The organism is Xenorhabdus khoisanae, from assembly GCF_001037465.1.
GTDB lineage: Bacteria > Pseudomonadota > Gammaproteobacteria > Enterobacterales > Enterobacteriaceae > Xenorhabdus > Xenorhabdus khoisanae.
In genome coordinates this window covers 18683-37914 of sequence record NZ_LFCV01000145.1, presented here as the reverse complement: position 1 = coordinate 37914, position 19232 = coordinate 18683, and the positions used below count along the sequence as shown (strand labels likewise).

Genomic DNA, 19232 nt, shown 5'->3' with positions numbered 1-19232 from the left:
CTTCTTGACATACTTTCAGTATTTCATTTTCAGTGTCATTGAGTTTTTGGTTTTGTGATGATGTTGTGATCATATCTACCTCTTATTTCCACTTAGTTATTTTTTGATAATCTTAGTTAGTGTTTTATGAAAACAGGTAGTTTTTGATGAATAAACGCCCAGAAGGTGAACATTAGATCATTTTTAAAACTGAAAATAACTTATTGAAATAATAACTATCTAATATCAATTAGATGTAGAGATGTGATTGAACGTTGAGGAGGCTTGTAAGGTGGTATTTCTCGATGTTACAAAACGGCTTTTACTACACAATGAAGCTTACTATATGGTTGGAAATATCCATTTTATACGACAAAAAAGAGATTAAACTGGTTTTTGGACAAACTGCTTGATAAATACTTAGTAAAAACAAACCACCACTGCATATTCTTTACATAGAAATGAATATACAAATGGCGGTTTTCAAATTCAGATTATTCTGTTCAGACTTTAGGGCAGCTAAAACAAATCAGACGTTAAACAAGAAGTTCATCACATCGCCATCTTTAACGATGTACTCTTTCCCTTCTGCACGCATTTTGCCGGCTTCTTTCGCGCCTTGTTCGCCTTTGTAAGTAATGAAATCTTCAAATGCGATCGTTTGGGCACGGATAAAGCCTTTTTCGAAATCGGTGTGGATTTTACCCGCAGCCTGTGGAGCTGTCGCGCCGACTGGAATAGTCCAGGCACGGACTTCTTTTACACCAGCAGTAAAGTAAGTTTGCAGATTCAGCAGTTGATAGCCCGCACGAATAACACGATTCAAACCTGGCTCTTCCAGACCCAGTTCAGCCATGAATTCTTCGCGGTCAGCGTCTTCCAGTTCTGCGATATCGGATTCAATGGCAGCACAAACAGGAACAACAACCGAACCTTCAGCTTCCGCAATGGCACGGACGGTATCAAGGTATGGGTTATTCTCAAAACCATCTTCATTGACGTTGGCAATGTACATGGTTGGTTTCAGCGTCAGGAAGCTCAGATAACGAATAGCGGCTTTTTCTTCCACGCTCAAGTCTAAAGAGCGCAGCATGCCGGCTTGTTCAAGGTGAGGAAGACATTTTTCCAACGCTTCCAGCTCTGCTTTGGCATCTTTATCGCCACCTTTGGCTTTCTTCTGTACACGTTGGATAGCGCGTTCGCAAGTATCCAGATCTGACAGCGCCAGCTCAGTATTGATAACGTCAATATCAGCAGCAGGATCAACCTGACCAGCAACGTGAATGATGTTGTCATTTTCAAAACAGCGTACAACATGGCCGATAGCTTCTGTTTCACGGATGTTGGTCAGGAATTGGTTACCCAAACCTTCGCCTTTTGAAGCACCTTTTACCAGACCAGCAATATCCACGAATTCCATCGTGGTTGGCAGTATGCGCTGTGGTTTGACGATCTCAGCCAGTTGGTCGAGACGTGAGTCTGGCATCGGCACAACACCTGTGTTTGGCTCGATAGTGCAGAACGGGAAGTTTGCTGCTTCGATACCTGCTTTGGTCAGCGCATTGAATAATGTAGATTTCCCAACGTTAGGCAGGCCAACGATACCGCATTTGAATCCCATAAATTTATCACCTTAGATCACTTATAAACCAACGAGCATATGCCTGTCGGTGAGTTATACAAAATTGGCGCCATTATACACGCAATAGTCGGCTGCGCCACGCACTCTCAGCTAGGCACTGGCTTTAAATGCATGCAGACGATTAATCGCTTTGGACATGCCATCTTTGATGAGGATGTCGGTGCAGCGCAATGCTTCATCAATGGCATCGTCAATCAGCTTTTGCTCGCTGGCAGGCGGTTTGCCAAGTACGAAACCCACGACTTTGTTTTTGTCCCCCGGATGACCGATACCAACACGCAGGCGATGAAAGTTAGGGTTATTGCCGAACTTGTTTTGGATGTCTTTCAAACCATTATGACCGCCATTGCTGCCACCCAATTTCATTTTTGCTACACCGGGGGGGAGATCCAACTCATCATGGGCCACCAGAATTTCATCTGGTTGAATGCGATAGAAACCTGCAAGGGCAAGGACGGATTTGCCACTGAGGTTCATGAAAGTTGTGGGCACCAGCAGGCGAATATCTTGTCCGTTGATGTTGATGCGGGCTGTGTAGCCAAAAAATTTACTCTCTTCTTTCAGAGACTGGTTATGGCGTTGTGCTAACAAATCGACAAACCATGCTCCGGCATTATGTCTGGTCTGTGCATATTCAGCACCGGGGTTTGCCAGGCCAACGATTAATTTTATGTTACTCACAGTTTAGATTCGCTTATTGGCAATAAAACAAAAAGAGGGGTAGTTTACCCATCTCAAGGCTTGAGTACAAAATTCATTAATAGTGTTCTTAATAAATATTATTTCAATGAAATGTAAAAGATTAGGACTAAATTTGTACGGCTTGTGATCAAGGCCGCAATAACCTTTTAAATCACAAGGCTATAATTAATACAAAAGAAGATATCTACTTTCGTGCTTTTGAGTTCGTTGTTTTTACGCATTCGCGTTCACAAAAAGTATTGGAGGTTGGTTATGAGGCGTAAAAAGGCGTTTGTTTTTGGCAATATTCTCATGGGATTGGGAATGTCGGCAATGCTTATCAGTTTGGCTTATGTATTGTTCAGTCATATTTTCAGTTTCGGGCAATCTGAATTACTGTCAGGCATTGCATTAATGGGATTATTTGTTGGCGCGTTCATTTGGTTGGCAGGTGCCAATATTGGCGGTCGGGAACAGGTTACTGACAAATATTGGTGGCTGAAGAATTATGATGGGCGTTATCGTCGTAAAAAGTACAGGCATCCGTGATTGTTTCAAATGTTGAAATCTAATGAGTTTGGATAAGGCGGAACTTTGTTACCGCCTTATCCTGTCTGTGGATTTTCTTTCGCATTTTTTCTGGTTTTATTCTGTGTTTCACATCTTAAAATCTGATATTGAAACCGAGACTTAAATCATAGTTATGATTCGATGTGTTATTGCTTTTTTCATGTGATACGGCTGCGAATGCACGAAAATTATTAGTCAGGTTGGCATTAACCCCAATTGTGTATTGAAAACGGTTTCTATTTTGTTGTGCTTCCCGTTGAACGAAAGTTCTTTTAGTTGAATTGATCGCACTGCGAAGTGTATAGCGTTCATTGTCGAATTGGTGATTGAACAGGATAGAAGCGTAAGGATTGAAACGACCTAATTGCGTGTCTACCCGCCAGCCAATCGAGCCAACTTTGGACGTGTAGTGCTGATTTCCAAAATGCATAGAGGTACTGTTGTTATTAGGTTCACGATAGCCATCAATACTACCCTTATCCCAAGTATATTGGATGATTGGGCTGGTGGTCAGATAATCAGTGACAGGGATATTCCAGCCTGCTGTGATCCGCCAACCCCACTGCTTGCCGGTGGTTGAACCTGATTCCCTGCGTGTGGCCTTACCAAGTTGAATAGAACGTGACAGATTATCGTAATGGGTGCGCGAATAATGGAAATCGCCACTTAACCAACCGTTGTTGTTGTAGTTCCATAGTGTATAAGCTGTTACGACATGACCCGCAGCCGCATAATTGAAATCTGGAGTTAAATCTTGTTCATCACGATAATGTGAAAGGGTTGCTCCTAATAGTAGGTTATCTGTTAGTTGGTAATCGCTGCCTAATATGAGAGTGGTATTGTTATTGCCTGTGTAACCACCGAATACACCTACTTTACCTTGGGCGTTATGGCTATTGCGAAGTTGTTGCAGATGCCCGTCAAGTGAGTTTAAGGCGTTTGTAACGGGGATACGATTGGTATAATTCAACCTCATCACTTGTAGCGGAGCGCTATAGATTGACATAATGTACTGACCGAGGACATGGTGCACTTCAGGTGTCGGGTGGAAACTATCAGAAAACAAGTATGACTGGCTTTTATCAAACTTGGGGTCAGAAGAAGAACAATCCATGGCCAATTGGCCTTGTGGGCAAGCATAACCAAGGGTATTGTCAATGCCATAAATAGTTGGGTTTTCAATCACCTCTCGTAAGAGGAGATTGGTATCAGCAAGGAGAATATTACCATTACCGAGCTGATCTTCTGTTTTTTGGTTGTACTCAGCAGACAATTGGGAAGCAATTTTGCTGTTTTGATCATAGGCCTCAATTAGTTGTCGATAGATTTCTTTAGCTTTTTTTGGATCTTGGGGAGATGCGTTTTCAGCGATCTTTTTAAAAACACCCTCAATAACTTGACGCCGGGTAGCGGCATTCGGTGTAGGGTATTTACTGAGAGCCTGGTGGGTTTGTTTCAGAATCCGTTTAATTTTTTCATCAGGAATTTTGCTCTTTTCCAAGGCCCCCTGTAATACAGCTTCCATAATTTTGGGGCTTGTACCAATATCAGGGACATTCGGTACAATAATCAAATCAGCGCCAGCCTTAGTGAGTTGATTGATCTGTGATGCCGCGGAGGCGGAACTATCATTGATAATTTTTTGTGCCGTTTTTTTATCACCTTTTGCTACAAAATCCAAAGCTTCAGCGATATTATTTCCCCCTACCCAATGTATATATAGAGCATCAGGACTTGCTCGCCCAGAGTGGTTTTTTAGGTAAGTATCGACCTGCTTTTGTGTCGTATTCTTCAGGAAGACACACCATCCTGCTAATGCACCATTGGCAGTCGCACAACCTTGTGCGTAATTAGTTCCACCATTGTTGGATGGGGTTAGTTTTTTTCCGGTGACTTTACGTGTTATATATTCATCATAGAGTTCTGAATTTTCTCCATCCGTTGTAAATCTTCCTACATTACCGCCATCACTTAGACTATCGCCAAAAACATATACATTGTCATAAGCATGGGCATGTGTAATGAAGTTAAATAAAAATGCTGTCGTGGTCGATATTAAAAAAAATGTTTTTTTCATCCTCGTTCTCCAGAAAGAATGGTTCACTATTTTTTATCTTTTTGTTCACTATTTATTAGCTTTAGTTGAGGGTTGATTGATTGATTTTTTGATATTTCAGGACAAGTTCGATGCTACTTTTATCTACCTATATGAAGAGTCAACATGAAGTTGGTATGTTTATATGAATGCTAAACGAAGAGAAAATAAAAACGCAAGACAGTGATATTGCTGCCTTGCGTTTATTATTGAATCGTCTGTGTCTGTTTTTCGATGATTCGATTACATCGTCTTATCTATACAGAATTAGAAACTCGCGTTGATGCCTAAGCTAAAGTTATAGTTAGGATCTTGAGCATTGCCGTCATTACGGGTCACAGAAGCAAAACCACGCAGTTTACTGGTCAGGTTTGCATTCACGCCGACAGTATATTGACGCCAATTGGTGCTTTGTTTGCCGCTTTCCTGCACAAAAGAAGACTTGGTGGGATCAGTATTCATGCCGCTGCGTAGCTTATATTTAGTGTCACCAAATTGGTGGTTAAACTGAATTGAAGCGTAAGGGTTGAAACGGCCCAGATTAGTATCCACTCGCCAACCCAGTGTACCAACTTTGGAAGTATAGCTCTGATCACTAAAGTTCATAGAACTGCTATTGTTGCCGGATTCACGATAACCGTCGATATCACCCTTGTCCCAGGCATACTGGATAATGGGGCTGGTGGTCAGATAGTTGGTGACAGGAATGTCCCATCCGGCAGTAATGCGCGCTCCCCGCTGTTTACCTGTGGTTGAGCCGGTTTCTCTGCGTGTGGCTTCGCCAAGCTGGATGGTACGGGTCAGGCTGTCATATTTGGTACGTGAATAATGGACATCGCCACTGAGCCAGCCGTTGTCATAATAGTTCCACAGCGCATAAGCGGTAAAAATATGGCCGCGGCCTTCATAAGTGAAGTTAGAAACTGGAGAGCGCTCTTCTTTATAGTTAGAGTACATGGCGCCCAAGAGCAGGTTATCTATCAACTGATAATCGCTACCCAATGTAAAAGTTTTATCCCGGACGCCAGTGAAGCCGCCAAAGACACTGGTTTTACCGAGTGTATTGCCGCTACTGCGCAATTGTTGCAGGTGACCGTCAAGTGAGGAGAGTGCACTTTTAACCGGCGCACGGTTAACTTGAGTCAGTGTCATAACTTGTGATGGGGCGTTGATACTGGAAACAATGAGCTGGCCTTCTATTTTTTGTGCCAACTTGCTTGGATGTTTGTTGTCTGCAAATACAAATTTTTTGTCCCCAGTAAATCCTGGAGATTTGGAGGTACATTTAGCAGCGGATTTACCTTGTGGGCAGGCATAACCTAACGTATTTTGAAAGCCATAAATCAGAGGATTGGCAATGACTTCACGTAACAGACCATTAGTATCAATGCGCATGATATTAGCATTGGTTTGACTGAGTTCTTCCTTTATCAGGTTGTTTATCTGTTCGTTATAGCTGTCTGTGAGATTTTTAGCCGTTTTGCTGGCTGCTTCGTAACCTTCTGTAAGCTCTTTTTCAACTTCCTTGGCGGATGCTCCAGTAATAAGTTTTTCAGCTTTCAGACCCATCTCATGAAAAACTTTTTTCAGAGCAATATCGCGAGCTGCATCATTGGGGATTTCATGCTTGTTAATTTCTGCATGGACTTGTTTTAAAACAAGATCTATCTTTTCCGGAGGAACTCTTTTATCGTTTAACCCACTCGTTAGAACTGTTTCCAGTAACTCTGGTGTTGTGCCAACATCAGGAACAGTGGGAATAATCATTAATCCGTTACCTGCACCTGCATTTATAAGTTGTTTGATTTGAACAACGGTGGCTTTTGCACTGGTTCCAACAATCTCTCCAGCTTTTTTGGGGTCTTTGTCTTTTAAAGCAGCGACTAAAGCAGCGCCAATATCATTACCACCGACCCAGTGAATATAAATACCGTTAGAATCAGCTTTATTATTATGTTTATTCAGGTAATCATCGACCTGCTGTTGTGTAGTTAGATCTTTGTCACTATATCCCTTGATAAAAATAGAAGTAGCACCACCTTGGGCATAATTAGTCCCTCCATCGATAGAGTTAGTTAGGTCAGTCCTCGTAATGTGTTTAGCGATATACTCAGCATATATCTGTTTTTGATCTGTCGTATATCTTCCTTTATTCCCACCATCACTCAAACTATCACCATAAACATAAACTTGGCTATAAGCATGGGCAGTAGAAACGGCATTGATTGAAAGCGCTAACAGTGCAGGTGTAAATAAAAATGCCTTTTTCATTGGCATTCTCCTTAAAAGTAGTTTTTTTATTGATCAGCATATCGCTTTTGAATGAAAAGCATCCGGCGCCTCTCCTTTAATGAAACAAGAGATGCTGATGTATTGGATATTCAAAATAAATTTAAGTCAGACAGCTAACTAATTGATAATGACTGTCCTGGATTAAGTATGGTTCCCTGTGAAAGATATTCCATATTGATTCGAATTTTTCATATATATGTGATGTGTTAATACATTCCGCGTTTAAATATTTCCCCGAGCATGGCCTGTGAAAATATGGCCTTATTGGATTCAACAAGAAAAAATCCATCACTTTAGTTTTCAATGCTGATATCTGTTCACATTAATAATATTTATTTCTTAGTTTGTAAATAATATCTTCGATTGATATTGGCAAGTAAAAAAAGTTGCCGTCATCAACCGCTTCACAGGTTATCAGTAACTTTTCAGCGACACCAGTATTGTTAGAAGCTTTGGCAACTGGACGTACCAGATAACAAATTATATTTGCAGAAGATGATTCTTTTTATTGTTGATAAATTCCGCAATAAAATGTTTTGAAAAGAGCTGATGGTGAAATGGTTAACCGATTGATATAGTTAATTATTTTCAGTGAATTAAAATTAATAATAGTTATTAATTTATGATGAAAGTATTAATTGATAGGATGTAAAATAAACAGAAAACCCCGTTGCTGCATCCGCAGCAACGGGGTTTCTTAGGCAATGAGTTATTTAATCACTTGAATAAGTTAACGCTTAATTTCAACGTTAAACTTTAAACATTAGTGCTCAAACATAGCAGAGATAGACTCTTCATTGCTGATACGGCGAATAGCTTCAGCAAGCATGCCGGACAGTGTCAGAGTACGCACTTTGTTCAACGCCTTGATCTCATCAGACAGAGGAATGGTGTCACAGACAATAAATTCATCGATCATAGAGTTCTTGATGTTTTCCACTGCATTACCGGAGAAAATAGGGTGGGTTGCATAAGCAAATACCCGCTTCGCTCCGCGCTCTTTCAATGCTTCAGCCGCTTTGCACAGTGTGCCGCCTGTATCGATCATGTCATCAACCAGAACGCAATCACGGCCAGCAACATCACCAATGATATGCATAACTTGAGAAACGTTTGCACGTGGGCGACGTTTATCAATAATAGCCATATCTGTATCGTTCAGCAGTTTGGCAATCGCACGGGCACGGACAACACCACCGATGTCCGGAGAGACAACAATCGGGTTTTCCAGATCTTGCTGGAGCATATCTTCCAGAAGGATTGGGCTGCCAAATACATTATCAACCGGAACATCAAAGAAGCCCTGGATCTGCTCGGCGTGCAGATCAGCAGTGAGAACACGGTCTACTCCAACGCTGGACAAAAAGTCCGCGACAACTTTGGCTGTGATAGGTACACGAGCTGAACGAACACGGCGATCCTGACGGGCATAACCGAAGTAAGGAATAACAGCGGTAATACGGCCAGCAGAAGCACGACGTAAGGCATCGACCATAACGACTAATTCCATCAGGTTGTCGTTGGTTGGTGCACAGGTGGACTGGATGATGAAAACATCACCACCGCGTACATTTTCATTGATTTGAACACTGACTTCACCGTCGCTGAAACGACCGACGGCAGCGTCTCCCAGGCTAGTGTACAGGCGGTTAGCAACACGTTGTGCTAGTTCAGGTGTAGCATTACCAGCAAAAAGCTTCATATCGGGCACGGGATAAACCTCAGGCTTGCGTCCAGAGAGATATTGTTGACCAATCAAACAAACATTGCTCATTGGTTCAATAACACAGTTATCCCAGAGCGGAATTTATGCAACGGAGAAATGTTAACACCACGCGCAACAAAGCCCTGCATCCACTCTGGGGCTTGATTTAACACCCTACGGGCCGATGCTTCAGATTCGAACTCGCCGAAAACACATGCACCAGTTCCGGTCAGGCGTGACGGTGCGTATTCTAACAGCCATAAAAGAAGCTGTTCAACCTTACGAAAACGTTTTCTTGCGATTGGCTCACAATCATTTGCAAATGGTGCCTGTAATAGTGCGGGTAGAGCACGAATCGGAGAATTTCTTTTTAATTCAGGATCTGTGAAGATCGTCGGGGTTGAGATTTCAATCCCGGGGTGAGCAACCAGGAACCATTTTTCTTCCGGTGAGGCGGGTTGAAGTTTTTCTCCAATACCTTCGGCAAAAGCAGCATGACCTTTGACAAAGACCGGAACATCCGCGCCAAGGCTAACCCCCAGTTGTGCCAGTTCGTCATCGGACAGGTGGGCTTGCCAATGATAGTTCAGGGCGACTAAAACTGTTGCGGCATTGGAAGAACCGCCACCCAATCCCCCTCCCATAGGCAGGCATTTATCAATGTGGATATCAGCCCCCAGAAGTTCTGCGCCCATTTGGTGTGTTTTTAAATGATGCTGCAATAATCGGGCAGCCCGCACGATCAAATTATCATCATGGGCTACTCCTTCAACAGGGGTTAGCAGGCGAATTTGATTATCCTGACGGGGGGTAATGGTGATTTCATCGCTATAATCCAAAAATTGGAACAGCGTTTGCAGTTCGTGGTAACCATCAGGGCGTTGCCCTGTAATATACAAAAATAAATTCAATTTTGCCGGGGAAGGCCAGGTTAAAGTCATTATTGCGTTGTCCAATTATCCATCTTTAGTTTTATGCGGTTTTTTCCTTGCGTGAGTTCCAGGCGATTAGGCAAGGCTGGGATCGTGGATGTATCATATCCCTGATAATTTACCCGCCAAATTTCACCATTTTGTTGATCACTTACGGATTTAAGCAGGTAATTCGCATCCAGTTGGAAATCTTTGGCATTACCGGGCAAACCAATAATCCAATTTTTAAGGTTATCCAGAGGGATATTCATATCGGTAAGCTGGTAAATCAAGGATTCCGGGTCATCACTGAGATATTTTTTACCATTATTATCAGTGAGCTGAATCATATTGGGTTTGACGAATAACTCTAACTCAGTCGTACCCAATGGATTTAGCAGCAGTAATTTATAATTATCATGCGAATATTGTTGCCAGAAAAAACGGGCATACACTTTTTTTTCATCTGCCAGATAAGCAAAAGAGCCTCGGGTCTGGTAATGCTCTAATTTTTGCAATTTTTGTTCGCGGGCATGCCATTGTGGGGTATCCGCTGATCCGGTGCCTGTGGGAGGTTGCGTGACTGTACAGGCAGTCAGTAGGGCAGCGGAGAGGGGAAGCAAGCGAAAAAACGAAGACATTTTCATAAGGTAACCCTTGGCAATAGGAGAGTCTGAAGCTTGAAATCTATCGGGACATTTATTGGGTATAGGTATTGGGTATTAAGTATCGGGTATTAAGTATCGGGTATAGGGCATGCCATCCAAGTCTATAATCAAGAGGCTAATTTAGCGAAAATTTGGTAAGAATTCTCGAATAATTATCGCATAACTGTCTGATTGACTTTTATTGCACTGACGCATCAAGTAAAATGCCCATCCAATGAGAGTCCTTATGAAGGGTGTGAGTTTATGAGAATAGTTATTAATATCATCATGAATTTGATCCCTGTGATAACTCAACGCAGTTAAAATGACTTTATTAGCACTTGGTATCAACCATAAAACAGCGCCTGTTTCTTTACGTGAGCGGGTAGCCTTTTCTCCTGACACGATAGGGCTTGCACTTGATGACTTGCTCCGGCAACCTCTGGTGCGGGGCGGTGTTGTGCTGTCAACCTGTAACCGCACAGAGCTCTATCTCAGTGTTGAACAGCAGGATAATTTTAAAGAACAGTTAATTAATTGGCTGTGCAGGTATCATCAGCTCAATCCTGAAGACTTGAAATCAAGTCTCTACTGGCATTTGAATGATGAAGCTGTCAGTCATTTAATGCGAGTCGCCAGTGGTCTCGACTCCCTTGTCTTGGGAGAACCTCAGATTTTTGGGCAGGTGAAGAAAGCATTCGCTGAGTCGCAAAATTATCAGTCCCTATCAGGAGAGTTGGAACGCCTGTTCCAAAAATCTTTCTCGGTCGCCAAACGGGTCAGAACAGAAACAGAAATTGGTGCAAATGCCGTTTCTGTGGCGTTTGCGGCCTGTACACTTGCCCGGCAAATTTTCGAATCTCTTTCTCAACTGTCTATCCTGCTGGTGGGAGCAGGGGAAACGATTGAACTGGTAGCACGTCACCTTAAAGAACATGGGGTGCGTCACATGATGATCGCCAACCGCACGAAAGAGCGGGCGCAGAAGCTTGCCAGTGAAGTTAATGCCGAAGTTATTTCCCTGCCGGATATCGATACCCGGTTGGCTGAAGCTGATATTGTGATCAGTTCCACCGCCAGCCCATTGCCGATTATTGGTAAAGGTATGGTTGAACGGGCGTTGAAAGTACGTCGCAACCAGCCGATGTTGCTGATTGATATCGCCGTTCCCCGTGATATTGAGCCGGATGTTGAAAAATTAAGTGATGTTTATCTGTACAGTGTTGATGACTTACAGGCCATCATTCAACAAAACCTCGCTCAACGTAAAGCCGCAGCCATTGTCGCAGAAGGCATTGTGCAACAAGAAAGCAGCCACTTCATGGATTGGTTGCGTTCTCAGGGGGCAGTTAATACAATTCGCGAATATCGGGAACAAGCAGAGAAAATCAGGGCTGAAATGACGGCAAAAGCATTAATGTCCATAAAACAGGGTGCTGATGCTGAACAGATCATTAACCAATTGACTCACCAATTGACGAATCGTCTGATTCATACACCAACTAAATCTCTCCAACAGGCTGCCAGTGATGGCGATTTGGAACGCCTGAATCTATTACGGGACAGCCTTGGGCTGGATCATAACTAACCCTATTCTAAATAAGGTCTGATATTACGAATGAAGCCTTCTATTGTCGCTAAATTGGAAGCATTACAAGAACGCCATGAAGAAGTTTTGGCTCATCTCGGCGATGCTGAGGTGATCGCTGATCAGGAGCGTTTTCGTGCATTATCAAAGGAATATGCTCAACTTACTGATGTGACTAACTGTTTTAAAGCTTGGAAAAGCGTTCAGGATGATATCGAAACAGCCGAGATGATGCTTGATGATCCCGAAATGCGGGAAATGGCGCAGGAAGAACTCAAAGACGCAAAAATTCGTAATGAAGAGTTAGAACAGCAATTACAGGTGCTGTTATTGCCTAAAGATCCGGATGATGAGCGCAATTGTTTTCTGGAAGTTCGTGCAGGAACCGGCGGGGATGAGGCTGCGATATTCGCCGGAGATTTATTCCGCATGTATAGCCGTTATGCAGAATCCCGCCGCTGGAAAGTAGAGATCATGAGCGCCAATGAGGGCGAGCATGGTGGATACAAAGAAGTTATTGCCAAAGTTTCTGGTGAGCAAGTTTATGGTCACTTGAAATTTGAATCAGGTGGTCATCGTGTTCAGCGTGTACCAGAAACAGAATCTCAGGGACGTATCCATACGTCGGCCTGTACTGTGGCTATTTTGCCGGAAATCCCTGAAGCAGAATTACCGGAAATCAGTCCCGGTGATCTGAAAATTGATACGTTTCGTTCTTCTGGGGCGGGTGGTCAGCACGTCAATACCACTGACTCTGCCATTCGAATTACCCACCTGCCAACCGGCATTGTCGTAGAATGTCAGGATGAACGTTCCCAGCATAAAAACAAGGCAAAAGCGATGTCTGTGCTTGCTGCGCGCATCCGTGCTGCCGAGGCACAAAAACGTCAGGAAGCCGAGGCTTCTGAGCGTCGCAATCTGCTCGGTTCCGGCGACCGTTCAGATCGCAACCGAACTTATAACTTCCCACAAGGGCGAGTTACCGATCATCGCATCAACCTAACGTTATACCGTCTTGAAGAAGTAATGGAAGGCAAACTGGATATGCTTATCCAGCCTATTATTACCGAATATCAGGCAGACCAATTATCTGCATTATCAGAGCAGGATTGATGAATTATCAATATTGGCTCCAGCATGCGGCCATGCAGTTGACCGAAAGTGACAGCCCTAAACGCGATGCGGAAATTTTGTTGCAACATGTGACAGGGCGCTCCCGCACTTATTTAATTGCATTCAATGAAACACCAATTTCGGCAGAAGAAGCTTACCAGCTAGAAGCCTTGCTGGCTCGCCGCATTCAGGGGGAGCCGGTTGCTTATATTGTGGGTGAGCGTGAATTCTGGTCATTGCCTCTCTCTGTATCACCAGCGACCCTGATTCCACGCCCTGACACGGAATGCCTAGTTGAAAAGGCATTGGAATTGTTGCCCAATTTACCCGCCCAGATTTTGGATCTTGGTACGGGAACGGGAGCAATTGCCTTGGCTCTGGCCAGTGAGCGACATGATTGTCACGTAACAGGGGTCGATATTAACCCCGATGCAGTGGCACTGGCGAAACACAATACTGAAAAAAATGCGGAAAAACTGTCTTTTCACAATGTGAATTTTTTACAAAGTGCGTGGTTTTCTGCGGTAGCGGGTCGACAATTTGATATGATTGTCAGTAATCCTCCGTATATTGATGAGCTTGATCCTCATCTGCGTGAAGGAGATGTCAGGTTTGAACCGACCACTGCATTGATCGCTGCCCAAAATGGCATGGCAGATTTGCAGACAATTGTGGAGCAGGCTCGCCACTTCCTGTTACCAAACGGATGGCTGTTATTGGAACATGGCTGGAAACAGGGAATCGTTGTCAGAAACCTATTTTGGGAAAAAGGTTATCAGCAGATAGCAACTTTTCAGGATTATGGCGGTAACGAACGTATTACGGTAGGTCGATGGAATAAAAATGAAAACCATAGTTAATTATGAATTCAATAATGCTCCCCTGATTGACGGTATTATTCTAGTAACACGGACCATTCGTGCTGATTTTCCTCAAAAGTTGGTGACTGAACAGTTAGCTGCATTGGTTGAAGAAGCCCGGCAGAAACTTTCTTCTATTACCGACACCAAAGTAAAATTGCAGTTATTGTTGTCACTTTTTTACCGCGAATGGAAATTCGGCGGGGCAAATGGCGTGTATTGTTTGTCTGATACCCTGTGGTTGGATAGAGTACTGCATTCACGCCAGGGGGCACCCGTGGCATTGGGGACGCTATTTTCACATATTGCTCAGGCGCTGGATTTGCCAGTACAGCCTATTATATTCCCGACACAGCTGATCTTACGGGCTGATTTAGTTGATGAACCAGCATGGTACATTAATCCCATGAATGGCGATACGCTCAACGAACATACACTTGATGTCTGGTTGAAAGGCAATATTGGGCCAACTATTCGTCTGGAAAAGAAAGACTTACAGGAAGCGGATAATATCAGCATTGTGCGTAAAGTCACTGACACCATCAAAGTTTCCCTGATGGAAGAGAAAAAAATGGAGTTAGCTCTCAAGGCCAGCGAAATTGTGCTGATGTTTGACCCCGATGATCCATATGAAATCCGCGACCGGGGGCTTATCTATGCACAACTCGACTGCAATCACATTGCTGTTTCGGATTTGCGCTATTTTGTGGAGCACTGCCCTGAGGATCCTATCTCAGAAATGATAAAAATGCAGATTAACTCCATTGAGCGGGGGCTGATTGTTCTTCATTAATGTATTTGTTTTCCATTAATGTTTTCATAAGGCGAGATTTCTCAGTGACCTGTTTATTTTTATAGATACAGCAAATTTATTTACCCTTAACAAGCGAAGGTATAAGCATGCAACAGAAAGTGGTTAATATTGGTGACATCAAGGTCGCAAATGATCTGCCTTTTGTACTCTTTGGTGGTATGAACGTCCTTGAATCACGGGATTTGGCCATGCGTATTTGTGAGCACTATGTGACCGTAACGCAAAAACTGGGCATCCCTTATGTTTTCAAAGCGTCTTTTGATAAAGCTAACCGTTCTTCTATCCATTCCTATCGTGGGCCGGGTTTAGAAGAAGGAATGAAAATCTTTCAGGAACTGAAACAAACTTTCGGTGTGAAAATCATCACTGATGTACATGAACCTGTGCAAGCTCAGCCTGTTGCAGATGTCGTTGATGTTATTCAGCTTCCTGCTTTTCTTGCTCGTCAAACCGATCTGGTTGAAGCAATGGCAAAAACAGGGGCCGTCATTAACATCAAGAAACCTCAGTTTGTCAGCCCGGGACAGATGGGAAATATCGTTGAAAAATTTAAAGAAGGTGGCAACGATCAAATCATTCTGTGTGACCGTGGCAGTAACTTTGGTTATGACAATCTGGTGGTTGATATGTTGGGCTTTGGTGTAATGCAACAGGCTACTAATGGCTCACCTGTAATTTTCGATGTTACTCACTCATTGCAATGCCGTGATCCATTCGGAGCCGCTTCTGGTGGTCGTCGTGCGCAAGTGTCTGAACTGGCTCGAGCCGGTATGGCAGTAGGAATTGCGGGATTGTTCCTTGAATCTCATCCTGATCCAGAAAATGCGAGATGTGATGGCCCATCAGCACTGCCACTGGCAAAACTGGAACCTTTCCTGATGCAGATGAAAGCGATTGATGATGTAGTAAAAAGTTTCCCGGAACTGGATACCAGCAAATAATTCCTGAATTCGCCGGATTTTCTTGATGATGCGGTTACAGGCAACTCACCCTGTAACCGCTGATTTTTTTGTTTTCCAGCTTGTGGCGCGCTTCACTTACAATACGGCAGGTTGCCTGAATGACGTTCAGGGCACTAAGCCCGTTTCGAAAACAACATTGCCACTTTCTGAACTATGTTTCCCAGCCCTTGCACTGATGCGAATTCGTCGCTCAATATGCTGCATTACATAGGCAGCGTCCTGATCGATCCCCAGAAAACGCCCGGAACCCCATGTATATAACCACGGCAAACCAATAAACGTGACATCCGGATCAAGGGTAATTCCACGATCATGGTTTGGGTAACCGTTGGCTTGAAAAATATCTAAATCAATCCATGAATAATCTGGTCTGAAACCGATACACCAAATCACTGAAGTAATATTTTCTTTTGCCAAATCAATGCGTGTGATTTCCTGCTCAGGATGCCAAACAGGCTGATACACTGATGCAGACTCATCGGTTGTAATATTGTTTTTATCCAAATATTCATCAATTGAGGCATTAATGCGATTATAAGTGGCATCGGCGAGGTCCAGATTTTCTGATAAATCGGCTCTGAACCAGAGTTGACCATCTTTAAAGTCATCAAAACGACCAAACAGTTGCATACCTTCTAAGGCAAATTGACGCAGGTCAATATCACGCCCGCCATCACGCCCTGTGACATAGTGGTTGGTACTGTTACGGACTTCTTCACTATAACGATGCTCTTTGGCAGTAGTTTCGTAATAACCCATATCAAACAGCCATTTCACCACATCTTTGCCGCGATAGAATCGGGCACAACGTGGTGCGTCACCTGTCGATAAGTAAACTTTTTTGCCTGCCAAATGTAAATCTTCGGCAATCTGTGCGCCGGATTGCCCTGATCCGACCACTAACACCGCACCTTCAGGTAGTTGATTTACATTCAAATATTCTTCCGAATGCATCACTTTTATATGTTCAGGCAAGGTATCGCTGAGTTTGGGATAAATCGGAGTGTGATATCCACCTGCCGCGACAACGAGTTGTTTGGCTGTAGTTGTGCCGTGATTAGTTTCAATGACAAACTTTTGTTCTGCCACTTTTTTTATATGTTCTACCTGAATATTTAAAATGGCAGGAGGGTTTATTTTTTCAATAAATTCATCGAGATATTCCACAATTTCATGCTTCTTCATAAAGCCATCAGGGTCTTGCCCCTGATAAGGGTGTTCTGGCAACAGACACTGCCAGTTAGGTGTCACCAAGGTAAAATTATCCCAACGTTTACGACGCCAGCTATGGGTTAACTCGGATTCTTTTTCTAATACGACATGGTCAATGCCTGCCTTTTGCAAATAGTGACTGATACATAAGCCTGCCTGACCACCACCAACAATGACCACATCATAATCTGGCCGCAATATTTGATTTTGAGTATTTAACATGGAACATCCTTCTCATTTATTCGTCATTTCAATGACTTCAATTTGATCTTCCGGATTTAGCCCGAAGACTCTGGCTTGGGACTTGATCATCGCCAGATTGTCCATGGCCGAACTACAGGTAAAGCCATAACGTGCACGTACTCTTTCCGATGCGGCAAGCAGACCATTTTCAACTTGGTGTAAAAACTGCGTACTTGAGTAACGCTGACCAATGAATAGGTATTCATAAATCACCGTTGAAGGTGAGTAATATTGAATCAGCTTTCCATCAGGCCACTTCACAGTAAAATTTACGCTGGGCATAACATAGGCTCCTACCGACTTTTAGTCTCAATCTGTATGGGTTTACTCTGTGATTTTTCTAAGGCGCGTTTTTTTAGAAGGTTGGCGTAGCAAAAGCCGGTAAATATCTGGCGGTGAAAATCCCAAAATATGCTGCTCTGTTCCTGCTGTTGCACTGTAATTACACCACTGTTATTGGTTTCACCAATCACCGTGCAGGCAATATCCTGACTGTGAAACAGTCTGATGATTTCTTCACATTTGTTTGCATCAGCAGTGAGTAAAAAACCAAAACTGGGGAAAATTTGCAGCCATTGAAACCATTCCACATCATCAGGTTTAGGAATCGCATCTAAATTGATACGTGCTCCCGATGCTGTGCCTTCGAGCAGCATCAATAAACTACCTAAAATACCGGCATTACTAATATCACGGGCGGCATAAGCCAGATTCTTCTCTGCTAATTGCGGCAGCAAAGCAATTTGTGACTGTAAAATGCGGCCAGATACGTGCTCAAAGCATTTCCAGTAAGTGGTATCGGGGTGGAATTGCCCTTGTAGATTTAAAGCAATCAGAATTTTTTGTTGGGGTTTAACATGTAACACTGAGAGTAATTTTCGCGCCATGCCTTGAATTGCCACGGATAAAGCGGGCTGATAAGCTGCCCCAAGATGAGAGTGTCCACCGACCAATGGCACATCGTAAGCATGGCAAGCATCCTGCATGCCATGCATTAATTGCTGGGCAGATTCATTACTGGTATGCCAGAGACTGTTCACCACTGACAACGCCCGACCGCCCATTGCTGCAATATCACTGATATTCGCCATGACGGCTGACCATCCTGCAAAATAAGGATAATGGGTTACAAAATTCGGCAACATACCTTCACAGGCATGCAATATATATTGACCGTTTAACGACACTGCCGCTGTGTCATCTCCGGGGTAGGCGTATAAGCTGTCCAATGAATCCACATGACAAGTTACATTGTCTAAAACTATATTAGTTGAAAAACAGTGAGCAATTGCCTGCTTGGACTGCATTGCGGGTGTATGTTTTAGTATTTCGAGTAATTGATTGAGTTCCATCAGCACGTCTCCTTCTGCATGCAGATTTGCATCGGGATATGCTGTAACGGATAGTTTTCAATCTGAGCCTGCATCAATACATGTGGAATATTGGCAATCGTCAATTGACGCAAGCTATCCCAATACAATCTTTGGAAATAGTGTTCATTCTGACTTTGCACAGTGGCTAAGAAAGTACGGCATCCTAAGTTTTTGGCAGTTGATACCGCGACATTGATTAGCGCTTTACCAATGGTATGGTGACGTCGATATAAAGGGTCTACGCATAAGCGCCCGCCATACCACGTTTGTTCGCCATCAGGAAAGATGCGCACGGCACCAATCACACGCTCATGCTCACCAAACATTTTTCTAATGGCGATAATGCCCAATGCCTTAACATCGTGTTCATCACGATCTTCTTTTAAGATTTTCTGTTCATCGCGAAAAGTCGCTTCACGTAAACGGTAATATTGCTGAAGCTCCCAATCTTCCGACACAATCTTGATAACAATATTATCGCCAAGCGATTTTTTCATTCCTTCATTTAGCTGAAGAAGCCAGGAATAGCGAGAAAGTTCCATACC

Annotated in this window: 17 protein-coding genes; 6 read left to right on the top strand and 11 right to left on the bottom strand. The window is 43.3% G+C overall.

Annotated elements, in window-relative coordinates; translation table 11 throughout:
• Window positions 1-508: 508 nt before the first annotated feature.
• Complete coding sequence (gene ychF, locus AB204_RS17830) at window positions 509-1600, bottom strand: redox-regulated ATPase YchF (RefSeq protein ID WP_047964727.1); 1092 nt, start codon at window positions 1598-1600, stop codon at window positions 509-511.
• Window positions 1601-1711: 111 nt separating this feature from the next.
• The gene (gene pth, locus AB204_RS17825; RefSeq protein WP_047964726.1) at window positions 1712-2302 is read right to left on the bottom strand and encodes an aminoacyl-tRNA hydrolase; all 591 of its coding nucleotides are present in this window, start codon (window positions 2300-2302) and stop codon (window positions 1712-1714) included.
• Between the two features lie 273 nt (window positions 2303-2575).
• Between pth and ychH the strand changes: the two genes are divergently transcribed.
• Entirely contained in the window at window positions 2576-2851 is a 276-nt protein-coding gene (gene ychH / locus AB204_RS17820; protein ID WP_047964725.1) for a stress-induced protein YchH, read from the top strand.
• Between the two features lie 115 nt (window positions 2852-2966).
• Here the strand turns inward: ychH and AB204_RS17815 are convergent, their stop codons facing one another.
• The 5 genes from AB204_RS17815 to lolB form a co-directional block, all read right to left on the bottom strand.
• Entirely contained in the window at window positions 2967-4949 is a 1983-nt protein-coding gene (locus AB204_RS17815; RefSeq protein ID WP_047964724.1) for an autotransporter domain-containing esterase, read from the bottom strand.
• Window positions 4950-5234: 285 nt separating this feature from the next.
• The gene (locus tag AB204_RS17810; RefSeq protein ID WP_047964723.1) at window positions 5235-7238 is read right to left on the bottom strand and encodes an autotransporter domain-containing esterase; all 2004 of its coding nucleotides are present in this window, start codon (window positions 7236-7238) and stop codon (window positions 5235-5237) included.
• A gap of 784 nt (window positions 7239-8022) precedes the next feature.
• A complete protein-coding gene (gene prs / locus AB204_RS17805; protein ID WP_152671572.1) occupies window positions 8023-8970 on the bottom strand; it encodes a ribose-phosphate diphosphokinase in 948 nt (315 codons plus the stop codon).
• Window positions 8971-9029: 59 nt separating this feature from the next.
• Window positions 9030-9905 carry a 4-(cytidine 5'-diphospho)-2-C-methyl-D-erythritol kinase gene (ispE, locus tag AB204_RS17800; RefSeq protein WP_047964721.1) on the bottom strand — a complete coding sequence of 292 codons (876 nt, stop codon included), beginning with the start codon at window positions 9903-9905 and terminating at the stop codon, window positions 9030-9032.
• Window positions 9905-10522 (bottom strand): lipoprotein insertase outer membrane protein LolB, encoded by a 618-nt coding sequence (gene lolB, locus AB204_RS17795; protein WP_047964720.1) that lies wholly within the window; start codon window positions 10520-10522, stop codon window positions 9905-9907. The genes ispE and lolB overlap by 1 nt, the downstream gene beginning before the upstream one ends.
• Before the next feature lie 325 nt (window positions 10523-10847).
• On the opposite strand from lolB, the gene hemA reads away from it, so the two are divergent.
• From hemA to kdsA, 5 genes are all read left to right on the top strand, one after another.
• On the top strand, window positions 10848-12110 hold the full coding sequence (hemA, locus tag AB204_RS17790; RefSeq protein ID WP_047964719.1) for a glutamyl-tRNA reductase: 1263 nt from the start codon (window positions 10848-10850) through the stop codon (window positions 12108-12110).
• A 30-nt stretch (window positions 12111-12140) separates the two neighbouring features.
• A complete protein-coding gene (prfA, locus tag AB204_RS17785) occupies window positions 12141-13223 on the top strand; it encodes a peptide chain release factor 1 (protein WP_047964718.1) in 1083 nt (360 codons plus the stop codon).
• Window positions 13223-14083: a peptide chain release factor N(5)-glutamine methyltransferase gene (prmC, locus tag AB204_RS17780; RefSeq protein WP_047964717.1), complete on the top strand. Its 861-nt coding sequence runs from the start codon at window positions 13223-13225 to the stop codon at window positions 14081-14083. The genes prfA and prmC overlap by 1 nt, the downstream gene beginning before the upstream one ends.
• Window positions 14067-14876: an invasion regulator SirB1 gene (gene sirB1, locus AB204_RS17775; RefSeq protein WP_047964716.1), complete on the top strand. Its 810-nt coding sequence runs from the start codon at window positions 14067-14069 to the stop codon at window positions 14874-14876. The genes prmC and sirB1 overlap by 17 nt, the downstream gene beginning before the upstream one ends.
• A 107-nt stretch (window positions 14877-14983) precedes the next feature.
• Entirely contained in the window at window positions 14984-15838 is an 855-nt protein-coding gene (kdsA, locus tag AB204_RS17770) for a 3-deoxy-8-phosphooctulonate synthase (protein WP_047964715.1), read from the top strand.
• A gap of 126 nt (window positions 15839-15964) precedes the next feature.
• Here the strand turns inward: kdsA and AB204_RS17765 are convergent, their stop codons facing one another.
• The 4 genes from AB204_RS17765 to AB204_RS17750 are packed head-to-tail and all read right to left on the bottom strand — an operon-like array spanning window position 15965 to window position 19229.
• On the bottom strand, window positions 15965-17293 hold the full coding sequence (locus AB204_RS17765; protein ID WP_047964714.1) for an MSMEG_0569 family flavin-dependent oxidoreductase: 1329 nt from the start codon (window positions 17291-17293) through the stop codon (window positions 15965-15967).
• Between the two features lie 12 nt (window positions 17294-17305).
• On the bottom strand, window positions 17306-17596 hold the full coding sequence (locus tag AB204_RS17760; RefSeq protein ID WP_047964713.1) for an MSMEG_0570 family nitrogen starvation response protein: 291 nt from the start codon (window positions 17594-17596) through the stop codon (window positions 17306-17308).
• A gap of 11 nt (window positions 17597-17607) precedes the next feature.
• Window positions 17608-18666, bottom strand: a complete 1059-nt coding sequence (locus AB204_RS17755) for a sll0787 family AIR synthase-like protein (protein WP_200898264.1) — start codon at window positions 18664-18666, stop codon at window positions 17608-17610.
• Window positions 18666-19229 carry an MSMEG_0567/Sll0786 family nitrogen starvation N-acetyltransferase gene (locus AB204_RS17750; protein ID WP_047964712.1) on the bottom strand — a complete coding sequence of 188 codons (564 nt, stop codon included), beginning with the start codon at window positions 19227-19229 and terminating at the stop codon, window positions 18666-18668. Before AB204_RS17750 ends, AB204_RS17755 begins: the two co-directional genes overlap by 1 nt.
• Between the last annotated feature and the right edge of the window lie 3 nt (window positions 19230-19232).